The organism is Nostoc sp. (assembly GCF_036917775.1).
GTDB lineage: Bacteria > Cyanobacteriota > Cyanobacteriia > Cyanobacteriales > Nostocaceae > Nostoc.
The window spans coordinates 1-23,212 of record NZ_JBALEQ010000161.1; the positions used below are offsets into that span (position 1 = coordinate 1).

Annotated in this window: 26 protein-coding genes and 1 pseudogene; 18 read left to right on the forward strand and 9 right to left on the reverse strand. The window is 41.6% G+C overall.

What is annotated here, in order from left to right:
- Window positions 1–58: 58 nt before the first annotated feature.
- Entirely contained in the window at window positions 59–1,048 is a 990-nt protein-coding gene (locus tag V7K69_RS32120) for an MFS transporter (RefSeq protein ID WP_335042222.1), read from the reverse strand.
- Between the two features lie 30 nt (window positions 1,049–1,078).
- Between V7K69_RS32120 and V7K69_RS32125 the strand changes: the two genes are divergently transcribed.
- Together V7K69_RS32125 and V7K69_RS32130 are read left to right on the forward strand one after the other, a co-directional pair.
- Window positions 1,079–1,261: a hypothetical protein gene (locus tag V7K69_RS32125; protein WP_335042224.1), complete on the forward strand. Its 183-nt coding sequence runs from the start codon at window positions 1,079–1,081 to the stop codon at window positions 1,259–1,261.
- 138 nt (window positions 1,262–1,399) lie between these two features.
- A complete protein-coding gene (locus V7K69_RS32130) occupies window positions 1,400–1,846 on the forward strand; it encodes a hypothetical protein (protein WP_335042227.1) in 447 nt (148 codons plus the stop codon).
- Between the two features lie 68 nt (window positions 1,847–1,914).
- Here the strand turns inward: V7K69_RS32130 and V7K69_RS32135 are convergent, their stop codons facing one another.
- Entirely contained in the window at window positions 1,915–2,340 is a 426-nt protein-coding gene (locus V7K69_RS32135; protein ID WP_335042229.1) for an ester cyclase, read from the reverse strand.
- Between the two features lie 455 nt (window positions 2,341–2,795).
- On the opposite strand from V7K69_RS32135, the gene V7K69_RS32140 reads away from it, so the two are divergent.
- The 3 genes from V7K69_RS32140 (at window position 2,796) to V7K69_RS32150 (ending at window position 6,712) form a co-directional block, all read left to right on the forward strand.
- Window positions 2,796–3,815, forward strand: coding sequence for an Npun_R2821/Npun_R2822 family protein (locus V7K69_RS32140; RefSeq protein WP_335042232.1), 1,020 nt, complete (start codon window positions 2,796–2,798; stop codon window positions 3,813–3,815).
- Between the two features lie 70 nt (window positions 3,816–3,885).
- Complete coding sequence (locus V7K69_RS32145; protein ID WP_335042234.1) at window positions 3,886–4,833, forward strand: glycosyltransferase family 2 protein; 948 nt, start codon at window positions 3,886–3,888, stop codon at window positions 4,831–4,833.
- Between the two features lie 637 nt (window positions 4,834–5,470).
- Window positions 5,471–6,712: an S-layer homology domain-containing protein gene (locus V7K69_RS32150; protein ID WP_335042236.1), complete on the forward strand. Its 1,242-nt coding sequence runs from the start codon at window positions 5,471–5,473 to the stop codon at window positions 6,710–6,712.
- Between the two features lie 82 nt (window positions 6,713–6,794).
- On the opposite strand, the gene V7K69_RS32155 is transcribed toward V7K69_RS32150, so the two are convergent.
- Window positions 6,795–8,138 (reverse strand): GAF domain-containing sensor histidine kinase, encoded by a 1,344-nt coding sequence (locus V7K69_RS32155; protein ID WP_335042238.1) that lies wholly within the window; start codon window positions 8,136–8,138, stop codon window positions 6,795–6,797.
- A 286-nt stretch (window positions 8,139–8,424) separates the two neighbouring features.
- Between V7K69_RS32155 and V7K69_RS32160 the strand changes: the two genes are divergently transcribed.
- Complete coding sequence (locus V7K69_RS32160) at window positions 8,425–8,742, forward strand: DUF3155 domain-containing protein (RefSeq protein WP_041566316.1); 318 nt, start codon at window positions 8,425–8,427, stop codon at window positions 8,740–8,742.
- A 438-nt stretch (window positions 8,743–9,180) separates the two neighbouring features.
- On the opposite strand, the gene V7K69_RS32165 is transcribed toward V7K69_RS32160, so the two are convergent.
- A complete protein-coding gene (locus V7K69_RS32165; protein WP_335042241.1) occupies window positions 9,181–9,711 on the reverse strand; it encodes a cofactor assembly of complex C subunit B in 531 nt (176 codons plus the stop codon).
- Window positions 9,712–9,763: 52 nt separating this feature from the next.
- The gene (locus V7K69_RS32170) at window positions 9,764–10,111 is read right to left on the reverse strand and encodes a PadR family transcriptional regulator (protein ID WP_185583774.1); all 348 of its coding nucleotides are present in this window, start codon (window positions 10,109–10,111) and stop codon (window positions 9,764–9,766) included.
- Between the two features lie 966 nt (window positions 10,112–11,077).
- Between V7K69_RS32170 and V7K69_RS32175 the strand changes: the two genes are divergently transcribed.
- The 6 genes from V7K69_RS32175 to rpsN all read left to right on the forward strand — a co-directional run bounded on the left by V7K69_RS32175 (window position 11,078) and on the right by rpsN (window position 16,094).
- Complete coding sequence (locus tag V7K69_RS32175) at window positions 11,078–11,650, forward strand: DUF3611 family protein (protein WP_114081880.1); 573 nt, start codon at window positions 11,078–11,080, stop codon at window positions 11,648–11,650.
- 366 nt (window positions 11,651–12,016) lie between these two features.
- Window positions 12,017–12,334 (forward strand): hypothetical protein, encoded by a 318-nt coding sequence (locus V7K69_RS32180; protein WP_335042246.1) that lies wholly within the window; start codon window positions 12,017–12,019, stop codon window positions 12,332–12,334.
- A 196-nt stretch (window positions 12,335–12,530) separates the two neighbouring features.
- Window positions 12,531–13,811, forward strand: coding sequence for a serine--tRNA ligase (gene serS / locus V7K69_RS32185; RefSeq protein ID WP_335042248.1), 1,281 nt, complete (start codon window positions 12,531–12,533; stop codon window positions 13,809–13,811).
- 138 nt (window positions 13,812–13,949) lie between these two features.
- Window positions 13,950–15,050 (forward strand): RIP metalloprotease RseP, encoded by a 1,101-nt coding sequence (rseP, locus tag V7K69_RS32190; RefSeq protein WP_335042250.1) that lies wholly within the window; start codon window positions 13,950–13,952, stop codon window positions 15,048–15,050.
- Window positions 15,026–15,715 carry an endonuclease III gene (gene nth / locus V7K69_RS32195; protein ID WP_335042252.1) on the forward strand — a complete coding sequence of 230 codons (690 nt, stop codon included), beginning with the start codon at window positions 15,026–15,028 and terminating at the stop codon, window positions 15,713–15,715. The genes rseP and nth overlap by 25 nt, the downstream gene beginning before the upstream one ends.
- A gap of 76 nt (window positions 15,716–15,791) precedes the next feature.
- The gene (rpsN, locus tag V7K69_RS32200; protein ID WP_012410383.1) at window positions 15,792–16,094 is read left to right on the forward strand and encodes a 30S ribosomal protein S14; all 303 of its coding nucleotides are present in this window, start codon (window positions 15,792–15,794) and stop codon (window positions 16,092–16,094) included.
- A 77-nt stretch (window positions 16,095–16,171) separates the two neighbouring features.
- Here rpsN and V7K69_RS32205 read toward each other — a convergent pair whose 3' ends face one another.
- Window positions 16,172–16,501: a hypothetical protein gene (locus V7K69_RS32205; protein WP_114081874.1), complete on the reverse strand. Its 330-nt coding sequence runs from the start codon at window positions 16,499–16,501 to the stop codon at window positions 16,172–16,174.
- 103 nt (window positions 16,502–16,604) lie between these two features.
- Between V7K69_RS32205 and aat the strand changes: the two genes are divergently transcribed.
- The 4 genes from aat to V7K69_RS32225 all read left to right on the forward strand — a co-directional run bounded on the left by aat (window position 16,605) and on the right by V7K69_RS32225 (window position 18,074).
- Window positions 16,605–17,180 carry a leucyl/phenylalanyl-tRNA--protein transferase gene (aat, locus tag V7K69_RS32210; RefSeq protein ID WP_335042255.1) on the forward strand — a complete coding sequence of 192 codons (576 nt, stop codon included), beginning with the start codon at window positions 16,605–16,607 and terminating at the stop codon, window positions 17,178–17,180.
- Between the two features lie 38 nt (window positions 17,181–17,218).
- A complete protein-coding gene (locus tag V7K69_RS32215; RefSeq protein ID WP_335042257.1) occupies window positions 17,219–17,467 on the forward strand; it encodes a UPF0175 family protein in 249 nt (82 codons plus the stop codon).
- 113 nt (window positions 17,468–17,580) lie between these two features.
- Window positions 17,581–17,805: a DUF433 domain-containing protein gene (locus V7K69_RS32220; RefSeq protein ID WP_012410389.1), complete on the forward strand. Its 225-nt coding sequence runs from the start codon at window positions 17,581–17,583 to the stop codon at window positions 17,803–17,805.
- Complete coding sequence (locus V7K69_RS32225) at window positions 17,802–18,074, forward strand: DUF5615 family PIN-like protein (RefSeq protein ID WP_335042260.1); 273 nt, start codon at window positions 17,802–17,804, stop codon at window positions 18,072–18,074. The genes V7K69_RS32220 and V7K69_RS32225 overlap by 4 nt, the downstream gene beginning before the upstream one ends.
- A 105-nt stretch (window positions 18,075–18,179) precedes the next feature.
- Here the strand turns inward: V7K69_RS32225 and V7K69_RS32230 are convergent, their stop codons facing one another.
- Entirely contained in the window at window positions 18,180–18,989 is an 810-nt protein-coding gene (locus tag V7K69_RS32230; protein ID WP_335042262.1) for a DUF3598 family protein, read from the reverse strand.
- 89 nt (window positions 18,990–19,078) lie between these two features.
- Between V7K69_RS32230 and V7K69_RS32235 the strand changes: the two are divergent.
- Window positions 19,079–19,828: pseudogene (locus V7K69_RS32235) on the forward strand (RNA-guided endonuclease TnpB family protein); the annotation flags it as partial.
- 51 nt (window positions 19,829–19,879) lie between these two features.
- Window positions 19,880–20,818 carry an alpha/beta fold hydrolase gene (locus V7K69_RS32240; protein WP_335042264.1) on the forward strand — a complete coding sequence of 313 codons (939 nt, stop codon included), beginning with the start codon at window positions 19,880–19,882 and terminating at the stop codon, window positions 20,816–20,818.
- Between the two features lie 143 nt (window positions 20,819–20,961).
- Here the strand turns inward: V7K69_RS32240 and V7K69_RS32245 are convergent, their stop codons facing one another.
- Window positions 20,962–21,612 carry a sigma-70 family RNA polymerase sigma factor gene (locus tag V7K69_RS32245; RefSeq protein WP_335042266.1) on the reverse strand — a complete coding sequence of 217 codons (651 nt, stop codon included), beginning with the start codon at window positions 21,610–21,612 and terminating at the stop codon, window positions 20,962–20,964.
- Between the two features lie 210 nt (window positions 21,613–21,822).
- Window positions 21,823–23,196, reverse strand: coding sequence for a DUF2330 domain-containing protein (locus tag V7K69_RS32250; RefSeq protein ID WP_335042268.1), 1,374 nt, complete (start codon window positions 23,194–23,196; stop codon window positions 21,823–21,825).
- Window positions 23,197–23,212 lie beyond the last annotated feature (16 nt).

Consider the following 23,212-nt stretch of genomic DNA (forward strand, 5'->3'; position numbering starts at 1 on the left):
GTATTTACCTACTCGTTCCTGTTAGCTTTTTTCATAGTTTTAGCATAACATCTATACTTCAACATGTAAAAGTTGTTTCTTGACAGGCTCTAAGTACAGGTGACACAGCTAGTAGCAGCCCCACTTTTACCGTCGGATAATGCTTGACGCTCTCTAGAAAGAAAGGGACGATAAGTAGCGAACCGCCGATAACAATGAATGCTAGCCACCCACTTAGCAAACCCATACTCAACTGAAGATTGCGAAACAGGTGTAGTTCTAGTAGCGGCTCTTTTATGGACGCTTCAACTACCAAAAAAATTATGAAACTTAAGGTAGCGATCGCTAATAATACTAGTGCATTGGTACTGCCAAAGCCCTGACTTTGCCCTAGCGTCATACCCAGACCAAAACTACCCAGAGTCAATAAAGCCAATACAGCTCCAAAAAAGTCAAATTTCTGTTTACCCTGAATGCGTACAGAAGGTGGCACTACCCGAGCGATCAAGAAACTAGCGATAATCCCCAACGGTACATTGATGAAGAATATACTATGCCAGCCTGATAAGCTTAGGAGCAGCCCCCCTGCGGAAGGGCCAAAAGCAATTCCCAGTGATACAACACTACCGATAACGCCAACAGCGCGACCTCGCTCCGAAGATGGAAAAACTTCTGTAATGATTGCCAAACCAAGCCCAGAAATGAATACAGCACCCAGCCCTTGAAGTGCGCGAAAGGCAATCAACCACTCAATACTAGGTGCAAAACCACACAACAGCGAACTGAGAGTAAACAGAACAAGTCCCCCTTGATACAAGGACTTCTTGCCCCACATATCTCCCAGGCGGGTTGCCCCCAAAACTAAACCGGAACTGACCAACTGGTAACTCAATACAGCCCATTGGGTCGTCGGAAAACTGGTGCCAAAGGCTTGCACCAATGTGGGTAAAGCAACATTGATGATGCCCACATCGAGGGTAGACATGAACACCCCAAGTCCGATACCGAGTAAGACCCAATTTTTTTGAGCGCCTGACAAAGCCAGAGGTTGTGTTTCCAATTGTGCCAAGGTTTAGCCTCCGCCTTTGACTTTACGGTTATGAATAGTTTGCATACGTATATTCATTATCCTCACTACCTGTTCACTGCGATCGCTTCGTTGCTCAAAAATACTCTGGATAAATTGCCAAATTCAGGTTTATTTCAGGCATTATCTTCTCAATCAGCAACACTGGCTTTTCTACCTGTCATATATTTTGGTAAATTACTTAGATACTTTTAAATCCAAGCTCCTTCGGCTATATCAACAATAGTATTTAGTAAAATACGGTAAATCGATATATTCACTGTATTTTATACTAGTTAGCAAACTATCATAGACACCTGTAAGAAGCAAGTCCTAGAGGTTTTCGTATAAGCAATGACTCAAAAAGCTGCCTTATCTCGATTTGCCTTAGCATTTATTGCAGGCTTTGTGTCTGTTTTGCTATTTCACCAAGGTATGTTGGCGTTGCTACATACAGTGAATTTCACGCCTCGCACTCCTTATTCAACTGCACCAACACAACCATTTGGAATCCCGCAAATTTGGTCAAGTGCATTCTGGGGAGGAATTTGGGGAATGATTTGGGTAGCAATCGCGCCTCGTTTTCAAAATAATAAAAGCTATTGGTTAGCAGCATTGGTATTTGGTGCAATTGTCCCAACGCTAGTAGCTTGGTTTGTGATTGCACCACTCAAGAATCAGCCCATAGCTGGAGGCTGGAAACTTGTGGGAATAGTCACAGGTTTATTAGTTAATGGTGCTTGGGGAATAGGAACCGCCGGGTTGTTGAGATTATTCTCTAGAAGGCAATTCAACAGCTAGATTTTTAAGACCTCTACCAGTTTCTGAAGAGACTCGTCATTTATTCAGTTAGCCAGTAAAGTTATTCCTCATTCCCCAGACGTTCCCGGCTCAATCCGCGCCCCAAGCTGAAGAACTCGTCCGAGATCATCAGCGTTTCGCCAGGTTTCAACTATCTTCCCGTCAACAATCCAATGAATGAAAATAGCCGTGAACGTCTGTTCTCGACCATGACTAGGTATTCCAAAGAAACTTTCCTGAGTGCAAGTATTAGTTGCACGCACCACAACTTTGTCACCTTCAGCAATTACGTCTTCAATTGTCCATTTCTGCTCGATAGCTCCAAATGAGCCAAAGAGTTTACGTACTCCATCCGGCCCTGGAGGAAGTCCAGGTAAAGCACCGTGCATCCTCCAATTTGGGGCGATCATTTCGCAGATATCTTCAATTCGATGCTCGCTAATCAGTTCAATCCAGCGTCGAGCAATTATTTTATTGTCTTCAACATTAGACATTGCTACTCCTTTTTACTTACAACTAAAAATAGTATTTACTTATCAGTGATTAATTCTGGGTTGATGCAAGTTCAAAAATAAATTTTTGCTCAGTGCATTATTGCTAATTTTTTAAAAGACAGACACTACCGCTTTGGGCAACCCCAAATATTATTGCATTCTAGACAGCATCCCAGAAACTCTCATTACTGGTAAACTGCCACGTACTTTAATCGAATGTCCTAACGCACAGGACATTTTTGGCAAAAGCAAGGCTACAGCATGGGTTTTGACAATGCAGATAAACAACGAGTAATGTTAGTATCATCCAAACTAAGCAAAATCCCTTGCTCCTTGCCCCAGCATAAAGTGTAAAGATGTGTATACTAATAATGATTCGAGAATAATAGCTCAGAAAATAACGAGAATATTATTTGCGTTACTCAGTCACTGCAAGCGAAAAAGGATTTATCAAAATGGATTCCTTCGGTATCTACACCCTGGCTAATGATGTGGTGTTTGACCAACTAGTAGCTTTGCTAAACAGTATTGAGGTGAATGTTAGCGCAGATATTCCTATTTGTATAATTCCATATAATGAGCAACTAGATTTAGTTAGAAAAGAAATTAATAATCGGAAAAATGTAATCTTATTTGATAATTGGGACGTAATTCAACACTGGGAAGAATTTGCTCATCAGGTTTGGGCAGCACATCCAAGGGAAAAAAATACAAAATTATCACGTCCTAGTTGGTACAAAAGTCATTTACAAAGAAAGTTTGTTGCCTTTGAGGGTATTTTTGATAAATTCGTATTTTATGACGGTGATAGTTTGGCAATGAAGCCACTCAATAATGTAATTGACAAGCTAGAAACATCAGATTTTGTTTTTGATGATTGGGAACACCTTAAGGATAGAGCTGTTGCAGCGTTAAATATTTCAGTTATAGAGAAAACTGGGCTGTATACAGAAGCAGATATACGTCCTAAGCTGCATTGTTCTAGTTTCTTTGGTTCTAAACGAGGATTGTTTACTGTTAAAGATATTGAGATAATGAAGGAGCGATTAATTAACCAAAAAGAAGTTGAGTGGATTAATGGACATGGATGGTGGGATGATTCTTTTTTGTTTAACTATATGACCTTGCGCTGCGATCGCCCACTTTTTAACTTTACACTTAGCCCCAATGGTGAAGATAGAACAGGCAACTGTGCTAATGCAGACCCCTTTGTGAATATTAATAATGTTCTTTACAATCAAGATGGCTTAAAATCAATTCATCGTATACATTATATGAGCTATTCTTCTCGTGATTTTGCCCAGTTATCTCAAGGGCAAGATGTTAATATATGTTATGCAGATGAATTTTTGCACTATCGCTTTCTTAAACAACCAGAACAAAGACCAAAACAGCTTAAACCAGTGAGTATAATTACCAAAACTAACAATTTCTTTAACAAAACAATGAATAAAATTCAAAGAACTCTCCGTTAAATATAGCTTTATTGGTGACGCGTTAAATTAGCATTCTATTTTCTATATTTTTCAGTTACTAGTATAAAATATGCCTAAAATTACTGTTTGCGTTCCTACTTTTAATCGTGTTAATCTTCTTCCTTATGCCATTGAAAGTGTACTGAATCAGTCTGAGCAAGACTTTGAGCTAATTGTTTGTGATGACGGTTCTAGCGATCGCACGCCCGAATTGATGTCACAGTACACAGACCAACGGATTAAATATATTCGTCATCTGCAAAATATTGGTAAAAGTAATAATATGCGCTCTGGCTTTGATGCTGCCAGTGGTGAATATTTTATTAAATTTGATGATGATGATCGGCTCACACCCGATTTTCTCGCAAGTACCGCAGCGATTCTTGCTCAAGACTCTAGCATTGATTTTGTTGGTACAGACCATTGGATAATTGATATTAACAATGTCCGAGATGAAGCAAAAACTCAAGAAAATACTCATCGCTGGGGTAGGAAGAATTTACCAGCAGGTATTGTAGATAATTTGTTGGAAGTTGTATTTGTTAACCAAAGCTTTCAAGTTGGCGCAACATTATTTCGCCGCAAAACCTTGCAAGATTTAGGATTTATGCAGCCAAATATGCAAAACTGTGAGGATAATGATTTATTTGTGCGTTTAGCTTTGGCTGGAAAAAAGGGTTATTATTTACCAAAATTATTGATGGAATATCGCACTCATGCAGAACAGCAAGGTCTAAATAGAGCCATTCCTTATTTATTTGATAAAATGCGATATTTAGAAAGTTATAAGTTTGATTCTGAAAAAATAGAAACAATCAGGAAAAATCGTCTAACTGAAACGCAGTTATTATTAGGTTTGCGTTTAATTGAAAAGGGTGAAACACAAAAAGGCCGAGAGCTAGTTTTGGCAGGACAGTCTTTTTCAACTCCTAAAGCTTGGACTGGTTTAGGATTATCATTGTTACCAGTTGGTTTGCGAGGTAAGGCATTTAATGCACTGCGACAAGCGCGGGGTTAGGAAATATCCTTGGAAGTTTCAATTAGCCTTGACAACTTTAAGATGTGTAGTAGCGTGACATACTTAAAATGTTGGGTTAAAAAAAACTTACAAAAACCAAAATCCAATCATTAACAGAATTACTCAACCCAATAAATTGAGCTTGCCGCGCTACTACGTAGCTTAAGGTTTTATGGCTAAAACTTTTCAAGGACTATGAAACTTAAGCGTAAATAGCCTCATCAAAGACTTGCTGTACACCGTAGCCGTTTTGGAGAGAGGAATGGAGGCGGGGTAAAAAGCCGTTTCACAAAACGAGACTTATGTATTTTTCTTTCTTCGTATAAAACCACCTTGCCTTTTTAAGTAGACAACCAGAGTCAAAGTCCCCCTTTTTAAAGTGAATTTAGAGGGTTCTAAACCTTTTGATACCCATCAGAAGACTTTTAAAACATCCTCTAATTGATAAGAGACTGATTACACTATTACCTATTGCTAGCTATGTTGGCAGGCTTTTTCTTAATTTAACTATCTAATTTGACTGTATGCCAAAAGTAATGGTTTTTACAAAAACTAGAAATTAAAGGGAACCTAATACTTTAGTCAATGTCTCATTAATTAACAGTAATAAAAATAATTCTACTGGAGTTAAAAATTAATGTTTACTTTTAATCGGTTGCAATCTGGAACAGCTGCACTCATGGCTTTGAGCGTTACAGTAGGTACTATAGCGCCTTTGATTACAGCATCTCCATCTTTAGCTCAAACTACTTTTTCTGATGTTTCATCTAATTATTGGGCGGCACAATTTATTCAACAATTGTCACAGCGTGGTGTAATTGCCGGATTTCCTGATGGTAGTTTCCGTCCTGAAGAAGCAGTGACACGCGCTCAATTTGCCGCTATGGTCAACAAAGCTTTCCAAAAATCACAGCAACGATCGCCAATCAACTTTGCTGACGTGCCCAGCAATTATTGGGCATCAAGTGCCATTCAGCAAGCTTATACCATTGGTTTCTTATCTGGATATCCTGGTAATCGCTTTGAGCCAAACCAAGCTATTCCTCGCCAACAGGTTTTAGTTTCCCTTGCTAACGGTCTGGAATATAGTCCCATCGGCAATACCGAAAGCACTTTGCAATACTTCAACGATGCCTCTAACATCGCTAGCTATGCCCGTAGCCCGATCGCAGCCGCAACTGAAAAGCAAATCGTCGTGAACTATCCTAATGTGAAGTTCCTCAATCCAACTGCAACCGCTACTCGCGCCCAGGTAGCAGCTTTTATCTACCAAGCATTGGTTAGTTCTAACCAAGCCTCAGCAATTAACTCGCCTTATGTTGTGGCTGTCGGGTCTACTACCCCAACGCCTGTATCAGTCACAATTCCTCAAGGGACTGCTATCCCTGTGAAGTATGACAAGGCAGAAAAAATTCTGGTTACAAAGGATGAAACTGCGCCTTTGACGTTGACAGTATCGCAAAACGTAGTAACACAAGACGGATCTGTAGTGATTCCGGCTGGTAGTCAGGTTATTGGTCAACTCAAGCCAGCTACAGGCGGTTCTCAATTCGTTGCCGAGAAACTGGTTTTGACCAATGGTCAGGAGTATCAACTTAACGCTAGCTCGGAAGTGATTACCAAAACTGAAACCGTCAAAAAGGGTACTAGTATTGGTTCAATTATCAAAAATACTGTATTGGGTGCAGGTGCGGCAACTGCGGTATCTGCTGTAACCGGCGATCGCGCGATCGCCACAGAAGAAGTTTTGGGTGGCGCTGGTATCGGTGCATTGGTGGGTCTATTCTTCGGTAAGAATAGCGTTGACTTAATCGCCATTGACCCAGATACCGATTTACAAATGACCATCAATCAAAATTTGTTAGTTTCAATCAGATAGTCGTTGGTCATTGGTCATTAGTCATTGGTCATTACAAAGGACAAATGACAAAGGACAAATGACAAAGGACAAATGACAAATCCTAAACTTTCGGCAACCAAATAATAAAAGTAGTTCCCGGTGCATTGGGTGAAGTTAACTTAGAGTTGATTGCAGGGCTGAAAACCTCGATTTTGCCCTGCATTTGCTCTATTAATTGTTTGGCGATCGCTAACCCCAAACCTGTGCCAGGGATTTCTGTTTGCGCTTGTACACCCCGATAATGCCGTTCTCCAAGATGTTCTAAATCTTCGGGGGGAATGCCAGGCCCGTTGTCACTAATCACAATTCCCTGAAAATTAGCTTTTTCTTGCCCCGCCTGAATCAAAATTTTGCCACCAGTGGGAGTATATTTCAAAGCATTATCGATGATGTTAGTTAAAACTTCTCGTAATGCTTTGATGTTGGCACGTACTAGGGGTGAATTATGTTTAATTTCAGTTATTAGTTTTAGCTTTCGCTCTTGGGCGATCGCTTTGGCTGATATTAATAATGGTTCTAATATATCTGCTAACGAGCAGTCAACTGTTTTATCTCCCGTTCCCGGCAATAGTAGCGGCGGTTTAGCGTCTTTTTGGATAGTTGCTTCCACAAAAACTTCATGTTCGGGTAGATGTAGTGGTGCTAAATCTGTCTCTGTTAAGTCAATTACTTGATCGAATTGTTGTAGCAATTCTTGGAGGCGATCGCTTTCTCGCACAATACTATTAGCCACATCCCGGTTGCTATCTCCTGGACGCAGCCGCTTCAATAGCAGTTTCCCAAAAGTCCGCAATGCCGTTAATGGGTTACGAAACTGATGCAACAGGTTATCTAGCAAATCTCGCTGTTTTTCTTGGAGAATTTGTTGCTCACGCAACTGCTCCTCAAACCATGCCCGGCGTTGATCTAAAATACAAGCGATCGCTAATGTTTGGGCTATCTGTTGAATCTGGCTTTCCTCATGTTCATTCCATGCCCGGTCTTGCCTACCCGTCACCAATAACCCCATCATCACACCCTCATAAACCAGAGGTAAAACAATTTGGTTGCCACTAAAGAGGTATTCCTCTTTTAAATGGGGTTGAGATGCCTCAGAGTGCTGTGATGAGGTTGGAGATTCCGCTCCTGCTGTCAATAACCTTCTTTGATCATTAGGTAATATAAACACATTTCCAACTTGAAGTTGCTTGTGTACTACTGTCGCCTCAGCAGTCTCTTCCCCTGGCGGTAATAATGCTGTTTCTGGATAAATTACCACAGGAATCAGTTTGGCCTCACCAGAAGGAGTCTCTACCAATTCTTGTGTCAGGTACACAATACTTAAAGTTGCTCCCAGCCCTTGGGTTAGCAGCGCTATTTGCTCTCGACACAGAGCAATAAAATCGGAACTGGCAGACATTAACATTTTTTAGCTCTTGCTCAAGATTACAGATTTTGAGGCATGATGATAAGAGAGGATACTTAATTTTTACCTCACCCATTCAATAAAGCTTAACTAAAATCTTCTTAGTGATGGTTTGTACCAAGAAATTATTTTCTTAGGTAACTTCGTTTTATCTATTTTCAAAGATGTTAATTTTCTTGCATGAAAAGGTTAAAAACTATTGATATTTTGAACTAGAACTTATATAATGACGACGGATTTTGTAGCTAACACTACAATCTATAGCTTGAAAGAGGAGGACAATAGGTTGGCAAGGAGACGCAAAAGGAAAAGTCGCCGTCGTCAAGAAGGACGGCGGATTTTGGAACACGTGCCTCAATATAGCATCGAAAGTGGCGAAGAAAAACCTGTGACAGCAGCGAGAAGATTCATTCAAGCTGAAGGAATTTTGCCACCTGCGTTGCTACTCGTAAAGCGAAATGAACACACAACAGATCGTTATTTCTGGGCAGAAAAGGGACTGTTTGGTGCTCAATACGTAGAGGAAAACCATTTCTTGTTTCCGAGCTTGAGGGTATTAGAACCTTCGCCTGGTCAAGAACCTCTTGCTTTAGCTAGCCGGTGAACTATAAATGGTCATGTTACACATTGAATGTGGCTCCTGACTATTCATTAACTGGCAAAATAGCTAAGTTTATGCAAAATTTAATTTTTTTTTAGTTTGGAGCTGATTTGCCAGTCAGGCTAGTCCAGGTAGTTGGGAAATAAACTAGTCTCAAAGCACGCTAGATTGCATGGGTTGATACTAGTGTCATGATATAGAAGGGAGTGGGTATAGAGCCAAGCGCCTCTAAAAGCGCTAGTGAAGTTGCGCTCTTATGCCGTGAATTGTTAACCAAGCTCTGTCAACAAATTTAAGTTAATTAATTTAAATTTCTCCCCACGATATAAGTCGTGGGGAAAATGACAAAGCAGAAGTCTTGATTTCCTCCTTTTTACTTTTCATTGCCTAAAGATTAGATCAGGTCAGAAGTCTGCATGTCATAGTTAAAAAAACCAACAATTATTCACCAGCCTTGAGCTGTAGAGTTCTCTGTAACTCACCGAGTTCATCTCGATGGGCAACTACAGTGATCTTACTTGAGGAGGTTTGTTTGCTCTGAGTTGTTTCTACTTTGAGTGACACCTTCTCAAGTCTTCCAGATTTTTTCCAATAAAACAGACCACTTAAAGGCGACAGCAGTACCATAGCCAAAATAATGGGACTGAGGTTAGGAAAAAGCAGGTATACGACTAGTGAGAGACAAACAATCCCAGTCGCTGCCAGCAGAGTTAAAAATATAGCTAAAAACCAACTGGGGCGAACATTCCCTTCAAAAGTCACTTTGTTTTGTTCTCGGTCTATCTCTGCCACTTGGTAAGACCGGGAGCGAAAATACTCTTTTAATTGAGACATTAAAGCAGCTTCGTCTTGCTCAGATACCAGTTGCACTGTTTGTATGCGGTCTTTAGTCGAGGCACGAATAAAGAAAAACAGCCCAACCGATAACAACAAGGTTAGCAGGAACGTAGATGGCAGAATAGCAGTATCCATAACTGATTGTTATTGTTTGACTGGAGGAGACTTATTCATTATCAATCATTCGTTACTTTGTCCTCCTATTGATGTAGTTAAGCCATTGCAAAGCTAAATCCTGCGCTTGAACTTGCCATTCTGGAGAAACTTGGTACATCCGCCTGGGTCGTCCTCGTCCTTCCAGTTTCTTCCAATATCCAGTGATTGCCTTTTCGTCTTCCAGAAATTTGATTGCACTATAAAGCACAGTATCCGAAAGCCTATAGGTTGGATATTCAGTTTCTAATTGCTCAATCAACTCGGTTCCGTAGGATTCACCTTGTAATAAAACAGACAGTATGTAACAAACTGCTACTTCCTGACAAAGGTAAGTTGGCGGAGGATTCTCAAAGAATTGATATATATCCTCAAGTTTCATGGTTAGTGAATGGCTAAAAAAATGCCTTATGGTAAAGTCTACAATCCTTGTAGTCAGTATACAGTGCTACTGCCAAGTGAGTAATATATATAATGCTACTTAGACTAGATATCCATTGCGTAAATACCAAACGATTATCCACACTTGTGAAGTCGTGGTAAGAGTTTCGAGTTTTATGGGCACAGAGAAATGTACCCTAACCCAAGCTTGATATGGTGTGGTGAGGAGCTAACAGAGAGTAGCAAATTCACTTAGTACAGAAGGTACTTAGTCTTGTCAGATTAGGCAAATGCCAAGCCCCAGCTTTTAGGCGTGGGGTTTCTGACTGTCTTGGTATTAAGTAATGCCAAGCTAGTTAGAAGTGCTTAAGCAATAAAATGCCACCGAAGAAATTTTACAGGTAAAATGCAATTTTGTCTGTAAAACTTAATAAACACTTTGTTTTACAGTGATTTTCCCAATGCAAATCATAAGAATTTAAGCTATGGGATATGTGTGGTTAAAAGCTGCTAGGGTGGTGGATACACTTAAGTTGTACTCATTACTGATTTGCTGGATAAGAGAATCTCTTGTCGCATTTGGTAAATGTGATAGTAAATTTATCAAAGAAGACGCAAAGACTAGAGCATCGATTCAGTAGTCAAAAACCTAATCCCCAGCCTCCTTGACTAAAAGATAAGAGGTTTGGAGAACATGATTTTTTACTGATAGGACTTACGCAAAACTAGTTGTTGTAGGGATAATTTATGAATTGCCCTACTTGAAAATCCTTCTTTTCGACCATTATTTACGTAAGTCCTGACTAAATTGGTGTTCTCGGAGAGATAGAGACGTAGAGTGCGATACCTCTAAAAACAGTTTTCCGTGTTCTCCGAACTTTTGAGCTAAGGCTTCCTTAGATTAAACTTTTGTCTTTGTGTCTTTGTGTCCTTTGAAAGTGCCCGGCACATTGGCAATCTTCTATATATGTCACAGACTCCCGATGCTCCATCATCTTCTTTGCGGGCTATTGCCCAAACCTTTCGCCTTACAGGTTGGATTAGCTTCTGGATTCAGCTAGTACTAGGTGTTGTTTCTAGCATAATTGTGTTGCTGTTCGCCATCTTTAATCAAAGAACTGGTAGTCCAAGTAATAATCCTGGGACTGGCTTTGGCGTATTTTTAGCAATTTGTGGACTGGTTGTTTTGGGTGGAGGTATTTATTTAGCTTATCGTTACACGAGAATTGGCAAGCAATTGGAATCCTCCAATCCCAGCAACCGCCCTCGCAAAAGTGAGACTGTGCAAGTATTACGCTTAGGGCTGTGGGTAAATTTAGGCGGAACACTGGTGACTCTTTTAGGGGCGCAAGCGATCGTTGGTACACTGGTAGCAAGATCCATATCTCCTCAAGCTATAACTACACAATTTTTTGACCCTACCCGCATTATTAGCGGTCTAGATATGCTTGTCGTACAGGCAAACACCAACACTGTATCAGCACATTTTGCAGGGCTTGTAGCGTCACTTTGGCTACTCAATCGTATTAATCGACCCTAATTATAAGTTCTGTTAGCGGTAGCGGGGCGGGCGTTTCGCCTATGCTGAGTTTTCAAGAGTCAAAAGAAAATTATCATACTTTTCCGAAACGGTCAAAACTGCGTGTGAAGACAACTACATAATCCTTGAAAAACATCCTGATAGTACAGCATTGCGTAAATCAACTATCCATTTCAAATCAATGAAACGCTTGCAGTATAGGAATTACCAATTACCTTAGCAAGTCGGGAGAGCGGTACACTACGCATAGCAATATCACCGTAGGGGTACGGGTGTCATTAAGAATTCTGCCAAGCTGTACTAACAAGTGATGCCAAAACTAAAACAGGGATGTTGTTGTATACCTTTTTTATAAGTTTGAACACTATGAAAAATCAATCAGCCCATAAATTTAATCAAGACGTATGGAGATTTGGCGTACAGGTTTTCTTTAGTAGCATCGTATTGGGGCTGTGCATTTTCAAGCTTGGCTCGCCTGGGGACGATAAGAATGTTGCTCTGTACTGGGGTGGTTTATCAAGTGTGCTTGCATACTGGTTGCCTTCACCTGGACAAGCTAAAGACGATAAGGAAGCACGGAGTATCACTCAAAGGACGTTTGCAGCCACTGATAACAATAATGGTAATGGTCAAAGTCTTGCTCAGGTTACTGAAACAAGAGTGGCTCTGGATACTAGCTCTTGATTGGTTAAATGCAATATATTCTTTCTTAGCCCTGGGAGTGATGCTAGGGAAAAATCTTGATTCAGAGATTGAGACTGAATTTTTGCAATAAACTTTGTTTTTCTAGTCACAGCAAACCAAAATTACTATATGCTAAATGCTTAATGTGTTAACTGTATTGACAGGAAGATTTTAGGCTAGAAACTGAGAAAAATCTGTGCTGGATATTAAGCAAATACGGGAAAATCCGCAATTAGTTCAAGAACGATTGAATAGTCGTAGTGGTAAATACGACATTGAACCGATTCTACAGTTAGATCGGCAACAACGGGAACTTGAGGGGACACGTAGTCAACTCCAAGCCCGGAGCAACGAAATCGGTAAAATTGTCGGTCAGAAGATTAAATCTGGGATTAATCCTCAAGACCCAGAAATTCAAGCTTTGCGCGATGAAGGTAACTCTGTCAAAGCGACGTTGAGCGAACTGGAACCCCAGGAAAAAGAACTCAAAGCTCAAATTGCTCAACTTGTGTTGGCACTTCCCAACTTGCCAAGCGACTCTACACCCCTTGGGAAGAATGAGGAAGATAACGTAGAAGTGCGGCGTTGGGGTGATGAGTATATTCCCCAAAATCCAAATATTCTCCCTCACTGGGAAATTGGCGAAAAGCTGGGTATTCTCAATGTTGAAAGGGCTGTAAAAGTTGCCCAAAGTCGCTTTGTGGCTTTGATAGGCGCTGGTGCGGCATTGGAAAGGGCATTAATTCAATTTATGCTGACTCTCCATACTCAAGCTGGGTATGTGGAAGTTAGTCCGCCGTTGTTAGTGAATACCGAATCTTTGACGGCGACCGGTCAGTTACCCAAGTTTGCGGAAGAAAGCTTTAAATGCGCGGATGATGATTTATGGCTGATTCCGACAGCTGAAGTTCCAGTTACAAATCTCTACCGGGGTGAAATTCTTGCTGCTGAGAATTTGCCTATTTACCACTGTGCTTATACTCCCTGTTTTCGCCGCGAAGCTGGTAGTTATGGGCGCGATATGCGAGGGTTAATTCGCCTGCATCAGTTTAATAAGGTGGAAATGGTGAAATTTGTCGAACCCAGTACGTCTTTTGATGAATTGGAGAAATTGGTAGGGAATGCAGAAGCAATTTTACAGGCGTTGCGGTTGCCTTATCGAGTAGTAAATTTAAGTACTGGAGATTTGGGATTTGCCTCTACCAAAACTTATGATTTAGAGGTTTGGTTGCCCTCTTCTGGCAAATACCGCGAAATTTCTAGCTGTTCCAATACTATAGATTTCCAAGCGCGACGGGCTGATATTCGCTTCAAAGAGGCGGGGAAGAAAGGTACTCAGTTTGTTCATACTTTGAATGGTTCGGGTTTAGCGGTGGGACGGACGATGGCAGCAATTTTGGAAAATTATCAACAAACTGATGGAACGGTGAGGATACCAGAAGTGTTGCAACCTTATTTTGGACGTGAAGTTTTATAGTTTGTCATTAGTCATTTGTCCTTTGTCCTTTGTTCTTTACCAATGACCAATGACCAATGACCAATGACTAATACCCAATACCCAATGCCCAATTAGAATGGAGATAACTATAGCTTAATATTTTCTCTAATTTACTCTATGTCAGTTTTAGCAGCGATCGCAGTCTTGGCTGTTTTGATCTTGGTACACGAGCTGGGACATTTTGTTGCAGCACGTTCTCAAGGCATTCTCGTTAACCGTTTTTCTTTGGGTTTTGGCCCAGTTCTTTTGAAGTATCAAGGTTCACAAACCGAATATGCTGTCCGCGCTTTTCCTTTGGGCGGTTTTGTGGGCTTTCCTGATGATGACCCCGATAGCGATATTCCACCCAATGACCCAAATCTGCTGCGTAACCGTCCAGTTTTAGACCGGGCGATTGTCATCAGTGCTGGAGTGATTGCAAATTTAATATTTGCCTATTTTGTGCTGGTTCTGCAATTGGGTATCGTTGGTATTCCCAAAGAATTAACCTATAAAGCTGGTGTTGTTGTACAGCCTGTTAATCAAGAATCTGTTGCTTATCAAGCAGGAATTCGGGAAGGAGATATTATTCTGGCTGTTAATGGTGAAGAACTCCCAGCTTCTGACAAATCAACTCCTTTGCTGACTAAAGAAATTCAAACTCATCCCAATCAGCAAATCGAACTGAAAATTCTGCGTGAAAACCAACAACAAACCCTGAAATTAACGCCAAAACTGGGAGCCGATGGCAAAGGTGTAGTTGGTGTGGCACTTAGTCCAAATGCTACAGCAGTTTATCGCCGTCCTAATAGTCCTTTTGAAATTTTTGGCATTGCTGCTAACAGGTTTCAACAATTATTTGTTGGGACACTGAGCGGTTTTGGTCAGTTGATTACCAACTTTCAACAAACTGCTGGACAAGTTTCTGGGCCAGTTAATATTGTCAAAATCGGTGCAAAATTAGCTGAAGACAATAGCGCAAATTTGTTGTCTTTTGCGGCAATTATCAGCATTAACTTGGCTATTATCAATATTTTGCCTTTGCCAGCTTTGGATGGCGGACAACTAGCTTTTCTGCTGATTGAAGGTTTACGCGGTAAGCCTGTACCGTCCCGGATTCAAGAAGGTGTAATGCAAACTGGTTTGGTATTACTCTTAGGCTTAGGAATTTTTCTGATCGTCAAAGAAACTACTCAATTAACTAGCCAATTGGAGTGGGTACAAAAATTATTCCAGTGATTACTACCCGCAAATCGTTATCTAAAAAGAAGCGATCGCTAGAGATTTTAGCTCGTCTGAAGCGTCTTTATCCAGATGCTACTTGCTCTTTGAACTACTCAACGCCAGTACAATTGTTGGTGGCAACGATTCTCTCGGCTCAATGTACTGATGAGCGAGTGAATAAGGTGACACCAGCTTTATTTGCTAAGTTTCCTGATGCTGAGAGTTTAGCGATCGCTGACTTAGTAGAATTAGAAAGCTTGGTGCGTTCTACAGGGTTTTATCGCAATAAAGCTAAAAACATTCAAGCCGCCTGTCGGATGATTGTTAACGAGTTTAACTCTGTTGTCCCCAACCAAATGGAACAGTTGTTAAAGCTTCCAGGTGTGGCGCGGAAGACAGCAAATGTAGTTTTGGCTCATGCTTATGGCATTAATGCTGGCGTGACGGTAGATACTCACGTCAAGCGCCTCAGCCAACGTTTGGGTTTAACTGAAGCAAAAGACCCCGTTCGGATTGAGCAAGATTTAATGGGTTTATTACCTCAGCCTGATTGGGAAAATTGGTCAATTCGGCTGATTTATCACGGTCGTGCTATTTGTAAAGCACGCTCTCCCGTTTGTGTTGCTTGTGAGCTTGCTGATTTATGTCCTGTTGCGAATCAGCCAGTGGTTGTAGGGTAAGCAACATAAGTAACCCCAGAATTGATGGAGAGAATGTAGAATGGAGAACGGTGTCTTTAAATAAGTTAGAGAATATATGGCTAAAAAGAGCATGATTGAGCGCGAGAAAAAGCGCACCAGGTTGATAGAAAAGTATGCTGACAAGCGGGAAGCTCTCTTAGAAGAGTTCAGAAGTGCAGCATCTCCTTTGGATAAGCTAGAAATCCACCGGAAGATTCAACAGCTACCCCGCAATAGTGCGCCCACCCGCCACCGCAATCGTTGCTGGTTGACTGGTCGTTCTAGAGGAGTTTACCGCGATTTCGGACTCTCTCGGAACGTGCTACGAGAATGGGCGCATGAAGGTCTTTTGCCTGGAGTTGTTAAGTCTAGTTGGTAGTTAAGAGTCATTAGTCATTAGTCATTAGTCATTGGTAAAGAACAAATGACAAAGGACAAATGACAAATGACAAAATATTATTGACCACAACACTTATCAATTCCCAGACTTTCTAAGAGTAGATCGCTGACGGCGTTGGCGATCGCAAACTCTCCGTAAAAGCTATTGGAAAAATCATAGGACTGCATCTCTGTGACAATGGCAATTACCAGAGAACCAAGGTCGTTTTCTCCTTCCATCCGTTGACGCACAAAAATCTGTGCGGCTCGTTGGGCAATATTTTGGTTTACTGCTTCGGGGATAAATTCTGTATCTAGCCACCGTTGTAAACGCTCTTTTAACCATTCACCTTCGAGCAGAGGGTTTTCAGGTGGTGGTAGGGTGATGGGTGGAATTGGTTGAGTCATCTTTATTTAAACGCAGAGGGACGCAAAGGGAAACGCAGAGGAACGCTGAGGTTGAGTGATAGCATCAAATTGCGTTTCTAAGAGTAGTTTTTTATATTTATTTATGCAATATGATATCGCCGCTATTGTTGATGGCTATGCACAAGGCTATTTTCTCATGGCTGATGAGCGCGATCGCCTGAGTTGGTACGGAAGTCGCGATCGGACTTTTATTCCTTTAGATGAACGGTTTCGCTACCCCAAGTCTTTGCAGCGTGTCCTGAATCAAGAGCGTTTTAATGTGGCGATTAATCGGGATTTTCAAGCGGTGGTGGCTGGGTGTGCTAACCGCGAAACAACTTGGATTTCACCGGAATTGCAAAAGATTTACTGGCTACTTTACCAGAGTGGTTATGCTTTTAGTTTTGAAACTTGGCAAGGTGACGAATTAGCTGGGGGAATATTGGGGATTATCATTGGTGGGGCTTTCATTGGCGAGTCGATGTTTTACCGGATTCCTGAAGGCTCGAAGGTAGCGATGGTAAAGTTGGTGGAAAGATTACGTCAGAGGAAATTTGTATTTTTTGATGCCCAAATGATGAATCCTCATTTGGAGAGGTTTGGCGCTTATCGGGTTGAGGATGAAGAATATCAAATGCTACTTCAGCAAGCGTTGAAATGTCGATGTTTTTTAGTGTGAGGGTAGAGAGAATATATAGTCGCAAAACTAGCCTTCTTATGAGCCTTGTAATCTTAGACGAAATTCTACAAGCATCTCAGCTTACCGCAAGTGAGTTTTGTCAAGAAATTGCGCTGTTCCTATTTCAGACAGGACGGTTAACGATAGGCTACGCCAGTCAGCTAGCGGATATGCAACCTAATACCTTTCGCCAACTCCTCCAGCAGCGAAACATTCCTCTCTACTCCTACGACGTTGAGGACTTTGAATTGGATTTGAAAAATCTGCGAGAGCTTGGAAGGCTGTGATTGTTATCAGCGATACGTCAGCAACCACAAATTTGGCAGCAATTCAACATTTGCAACTAAGAAGCCCCTACTTTACATATACTGGGTTAAAGACTATCTCCGAGTGAAACCCTATGTCAGACTTACTTGGAAGAATTACAATTAATCCCAAACAGTGTGGTGGTCGTCCCTGTATCCGGGGCATGAGAATTCGGGTATCAGATGTACTCGACTTGTTTGCGGCTGGACTGAGTGCCGAACAAATCTTAGAAGAAATGCCCGATCTAGAAGCGGATGATCTAAAAGCAGCACTTGTGTACGCTTCACGTAAGCTCAATCATCCCGTTTTGGTAGCATGACGATCTGGATAGATGCACATCTGTCACCTGCAATAGCAACTTGGATCACCATCACATTTGGCATAACAGCACTAGCTTTGCGTGATATTGGGCTGAGAGATGCCGAAGATACTGAGATTTTCGAGGCAGCAAGGGCTACAGGAGTCATTCTCATGACCAAAGACAGTGACTTTGCTGATTTAGTTGATCGTTTTGGAACACCGCCACAAGTTATCTGGTTGACGTGTGGCAATACGTTAAATGAACGATTGAAAGAGATTCTGAATTGAACATTGGCAGAAGCATTAGAGCTTTTGCAATCTGGTGAAGCGTTAGTCGAAATCAGAGGGGATTAACGGTAGAGGCTAACAAAAGCGATCGCACTCACAAATCCCTTACACTTTTTCTTCAGTAACTAATGTTAGACTAACCCATTCACCTTTGTCGTTATAGCTGCGAATCATCCTCTGGCGCAGATTTGGCTGGATTAACCAACCCGCTTCCAGAAATAAGGGTTGACGTAATTGTACCTTGAGAGGAGAAGTTGCAGAAGCGCCATCAGGTAACAATAATACTTGTACCTGTTTTTCTGGATCTTGGTCAAAGAGAACGATGGAACCTTTAATAGTAGCAGTTGAGGTAATTGTGCGATCGCCAAAAGAAGTACTTTGAATTAATCGCCCAGCATCATCAAGTTGTATTTTCAAAGTTGTAGAGTAAATATCAGGCGATCGCAAATCTCGATAGATTGTCACAGCTTGTCCTCGCCATTCTCCTAACAAATCATGTATCTGCAAAAGGGGACGTTCTGATGTTAGGGTTCCAGCTAGATGTTCTCGAATGAGAGTTAGTCCATTTAGATGGCCATTTTTATCAAACAGTTGCACCAGACGTAAGCGGCGATTTTCATAAACAAAAGCGAGTTCTCCACCAAATTCGGAAAATGGCCCTAGCTGAATTAAACCTTCAGAAAATGAACCATTTTCAAAAAATAGCAGACCCCCTCCCACAGACCTAAATTCTCTGATTACATCATCCTTTCCTGAACGGCTCAGAGTTAGGCGTACTGTCTGATTATTGTTCAAACCTTCTAGGCAAAGACGGCTAGAAGTATCGTTCAAAAACATACCTTGGGGAGAAAAATTGGTAAATGAACCTTCCCATACACCAAGATTTTGCAGAAAACATTCCCATTGCGATTTCATAAAGATTTGTCCTTTGTCATTAGTCATTGGTCATTTGATTAGCCTTGTTAAGTTGATATGTATGATTAATTTCATATTAGAGGGTGAATGAAAATCCCGTTATTTCAGAAGGTAAAATTTATGGCATTGATTTAGGACTAAAACACTTTGCTGTCGTAACCGATGGCGAAAAAGTATCTTTTTACGATAACCCTAAACACCTTGCCAAACATGAGAAAAATCTCAAACGTAAGCAGAAAAAATTAGCACGTAAACAAAAAGGGAGTAAATCAAGGAATAGATATAGAAAAGTTGTTGCCAAAGTGTACGAGCGAGTTAGTAACTCAAGGCAAGATTTTCTACATAAGCTTAGTTATAAGTTGGTCAGCGATAGCCAAGCTGTCATAGTAGAAAATCTTAATGTCAAAGGCATGGTGCGTAATCACAAATTGGCGAAATCAATATCTGATGCAGGATGGGGAACATTCACTAACTTTTTAGCCTATATGCTAGAACGCAGATGTGGAAAGCTGGTTGAGATTGATAGATGGTTCCCTAGTTCTAAGCTTTGCTCTAATTGTTTCTATCAAATAGGTGAAATGACATTGGATGTCCGTGAGTGGACTTGTCCTCATTGTCATACTCATCACGATCGTGACGCGAACGCCGCGCAGAACATTAGAGCAGAGGGCATCAGAATGCTTGCATTGAGCGCAGCCGAAATGATAAAGGCGGAAGGTTCAGCCGTCTCTGCTGTAGGAGGGGAGGTAAATCCTACTCTTGGGCGAAAGTCTAAGTTTAGGCACTCCCCAATGATTACAGAAGCCCCAACTTCAACCGTACTCGGTAAGTTGGGGTAGTTCACTGCTCTACACTACAATTATTAAAGCTACTTAACAATTCTTTAAATCATGCAGGCAACTACAGCCCCCTCTACAACTCCAGTTCCTGGTAAATATTGGCAGTGGCGCGGGCACAACGTTTACTATGTGCGTGCGGGAGAGAAGCAAGCGCAACGTCCGCCGTTGCTTTTGGTACATGGATTTGGTGCTTCCACAGACCACTGGCGCAAGAATATCACCGGATTGTGTCAAGATTTTGAAGTATTTGCGATCGACCTTTTGGGATTTGGGCGATCGGCAAAACCAAAATTGCAGTACAGTGGCGACTTGTGGCGCGACCAACTCCATGATTTTATCAGTGAAGTAATTGGTCAAAAAGCAGTATTAGCGGGTAATTCCCTTGGTGGCTATGCTGGCTTGTGTGTTGCAGCACAGCGTCCTGATAGTGCTGCTGGTTTAGTTTTGCTCAATAGCGCCGGGCCTTTTAGCGAAAAGCAGCCTACATCTGAGCCTGAAGCTTTACAATCAGAAATTCAGCCTCCCAAACAATCGGCTAATTTGCAAAAACTTCTTGGTGATGGCACTAAGTGGATTTTTCAACAACCTTTAGCCCAGTTTTTGTTATTTCAGTACGTGCGACAACGTTGGGTAATTCGGCAAACTCTAGAAAAAGTTTATCTTGACAAGAGTGCCATTACAGACCAATTAATAGAAGAAATTTCTCGCCCTGCTTACGATGCTGGTGCATTGGATGTGTTTGTTTCAGTTTTTAGTACTCCTCAAGGGGAAAAAGTTGATGTGCTACTAAAGCAATTAACTTGTCCTCTATTAATGTTGTGGGGAGAAGCTGACCCTTGGATGAATGCTAGAGAACGTTCTCAAAAATTTCGTCAATATTATCCTGAACTCAGGGAACACTTTTTAACAGCCGGTCATTGTCCTCATGATGAAGTACCCGATAGAGTAAATCAACTTTTAGGCGATTGGGTTTTATCTATCAACAATTAATACTAACCTCTCACTGTCTTGAACTTTATTAAAGTCTGTCCCTTTCCGACTTGGAGAAAGATAGATTTTGGTTAGTCAAACCAGGGAGAGGTCTTTTTATCTTTGGAAAAATTTGCAACGAACTGGCTCTCCTTCTTCCTTGTTTAAAACAATCCCTCCGATTCAGCGAATTTACGCAAACGTGGTATACACTGGCGCTGATAAAAACTGCTTAACGTCGGAATTGACAAGCTAAACTCCTCAGATAATTCTTTCCAGCTAACTTCAGGGGGTAGGCGTTTAAGAATTAACACCTGACAATTGACATCTGGTCGTCCTTTAATATAGGTACGGCGCAGTTCTCCTTCAGAATCGGTCTGAACCCATGTTTCCAAGTCTTCCAGAATGGGAGGTGCTTGGGGGCTAGCAGGGAGGTTATCTACAGGATCGATTGTTTCGCTTGTTCCACCCGATGTAGACTGACGAACCCGAAGAGGCACTGTGGTGGCTTGTTCCCGGTTCTGGTTAATGTAAAAGTCTTGTAGTCTACGTTTTAGGTAAGCATTTAGCCAGGTGATGATACTCCCATAATTGGGGTCATAGATTTGACCAGTCAAGCCATCACAAACATTGCGGCAGAAATACAACCAAGTTTGTTGTAGTGCATCTTGATAGTAGGGAGTACCCTCTCTCCAGAGTCTATTTGCTGTCAAGCGAATAATTTGCGTGAGCAGCTTCTGACGCTGAGGACTTCCAAGTGGGTGTCCACAGGCTTCGGTAACTAAGCGGCGTAGCTGTTCATCGAATTGAACCATGACAATCTTGAGGCAGAAAGCAAGAATATCTTAGTATTGCGTATAACAACGCCACAAAAAATTACCTTTCGTCAAGATATTGGGAATTGGGCATGGTCAAGAGGACAAGGGGACAAGGAGAATTGGGGACAAGGGGAAAGACTTGTTTCAAGTTCTCGCCCCTTGTCCCCTTGTCTCCCCTGCTCCCTTCTTCTTCAGTCCTCAGTCGCCTCAATATAATCCCAGCCAAGAAAATAAATTTTCCCACCAAGAATATGTCAGATTACCAACACTCAGTTTCATCTTGTTGCGAATGTCTTGGATCTTCCAATTTGTGAGTTTAGCCAGAGTTTGCGCCTCTTGTTCAAAACGCTTGGGCAAAGACCGCTTATATTCTCTACCCGCCTGACATTTGAGTTCTCCTTGGAACGGATGTTGTAAAACATAACGCCCTTGGAAAAATTCACTGTTAGCAGTTTGTTGGAATATCAAGTCTTCAGGGAATTTGTCGCGGGTGTAGCGAACATGCAACCGGGAGATGAAGACGCTACTGTTTGGAAAGGGACGACGAAAGGTTGGGGATGCTGGTACATTACTTTCAGAATTATTATCTAGCCAAAATACGCCTGCTTGCTTCAGTTCTTCTTGGCTGAGAGGATCGGCTGAACAGGGATCGCAACTTCCCATATTCCAAGCGTATTCTAGAAAACCAACTTTCTTGTTTTCTTTGGTGTAGGCAGTTTGAAACATTGATTTGTAGAAATCACCAAATTCATCTTTGACAAATAAGGGAACGTTTGTGTCGGAGGGGATTTTCACCGTCCGATAGTTAGTGATTTCTGCCTGTCCTTGGGGCGAGAGGATGTAGACAATCAAATCCTGCTCTGTCGTGGCATTGATCATGCCTAAACGAATTGGCAGCATGAACTTGGGTGACTGGTAGGAAATTTGTAGCGGACGAAGAAACTGATAGCCAGATTGCTCGAATTTATTTAAGTTGACTTTGGCAACAAAGAATTTCATTGAGGAGCGGATATAGGGTTTTAGTAACTGTTTCGCACCTCTAGGAATTTTGTAGCCATTGCGTTGGAGCCAAGTTTCTAGTCCGCCAGATTCTTTAGCACTAAGGATCACGATGTCGTATTCGCCGACATTGAAACGTGCTTCGACTGTTACACCCAAACTGCGATCGTCCCTGGTTTTCATCGCCTCATTCATCGCTGCTGCTGGCGCTGGCGCTGATAACGCCTGGGGGTAAACTGGGGCACAAGGATCTGGATCGAAATATTCTACCAATCGCGGGGCACTAAAAGCATCTAAGCGTTCGATAATCTTGGGTTCAGTGACGCGAACTTGCTCTTTTTGTACCACTGTTGGTACTGGTACTACCATTGCAAAATCTTTGACTTCACCTTGAAAATCGTTTGCCATTGTTAGGACGGTGCGATCGCCATCTCGCGCTATCACCACCTGAGAAGCTTTGTTATACAGTTTTGTATCAGCTTTAGCTACATAAAATCCACAAAATGCCCAAGCTGCTGGTGCAAAGCAGAAAACAGCTACAATTACCAACAATAATGGCGTTAAGAGTCGAAAAAACTTCATTTTATACCTCTGCATT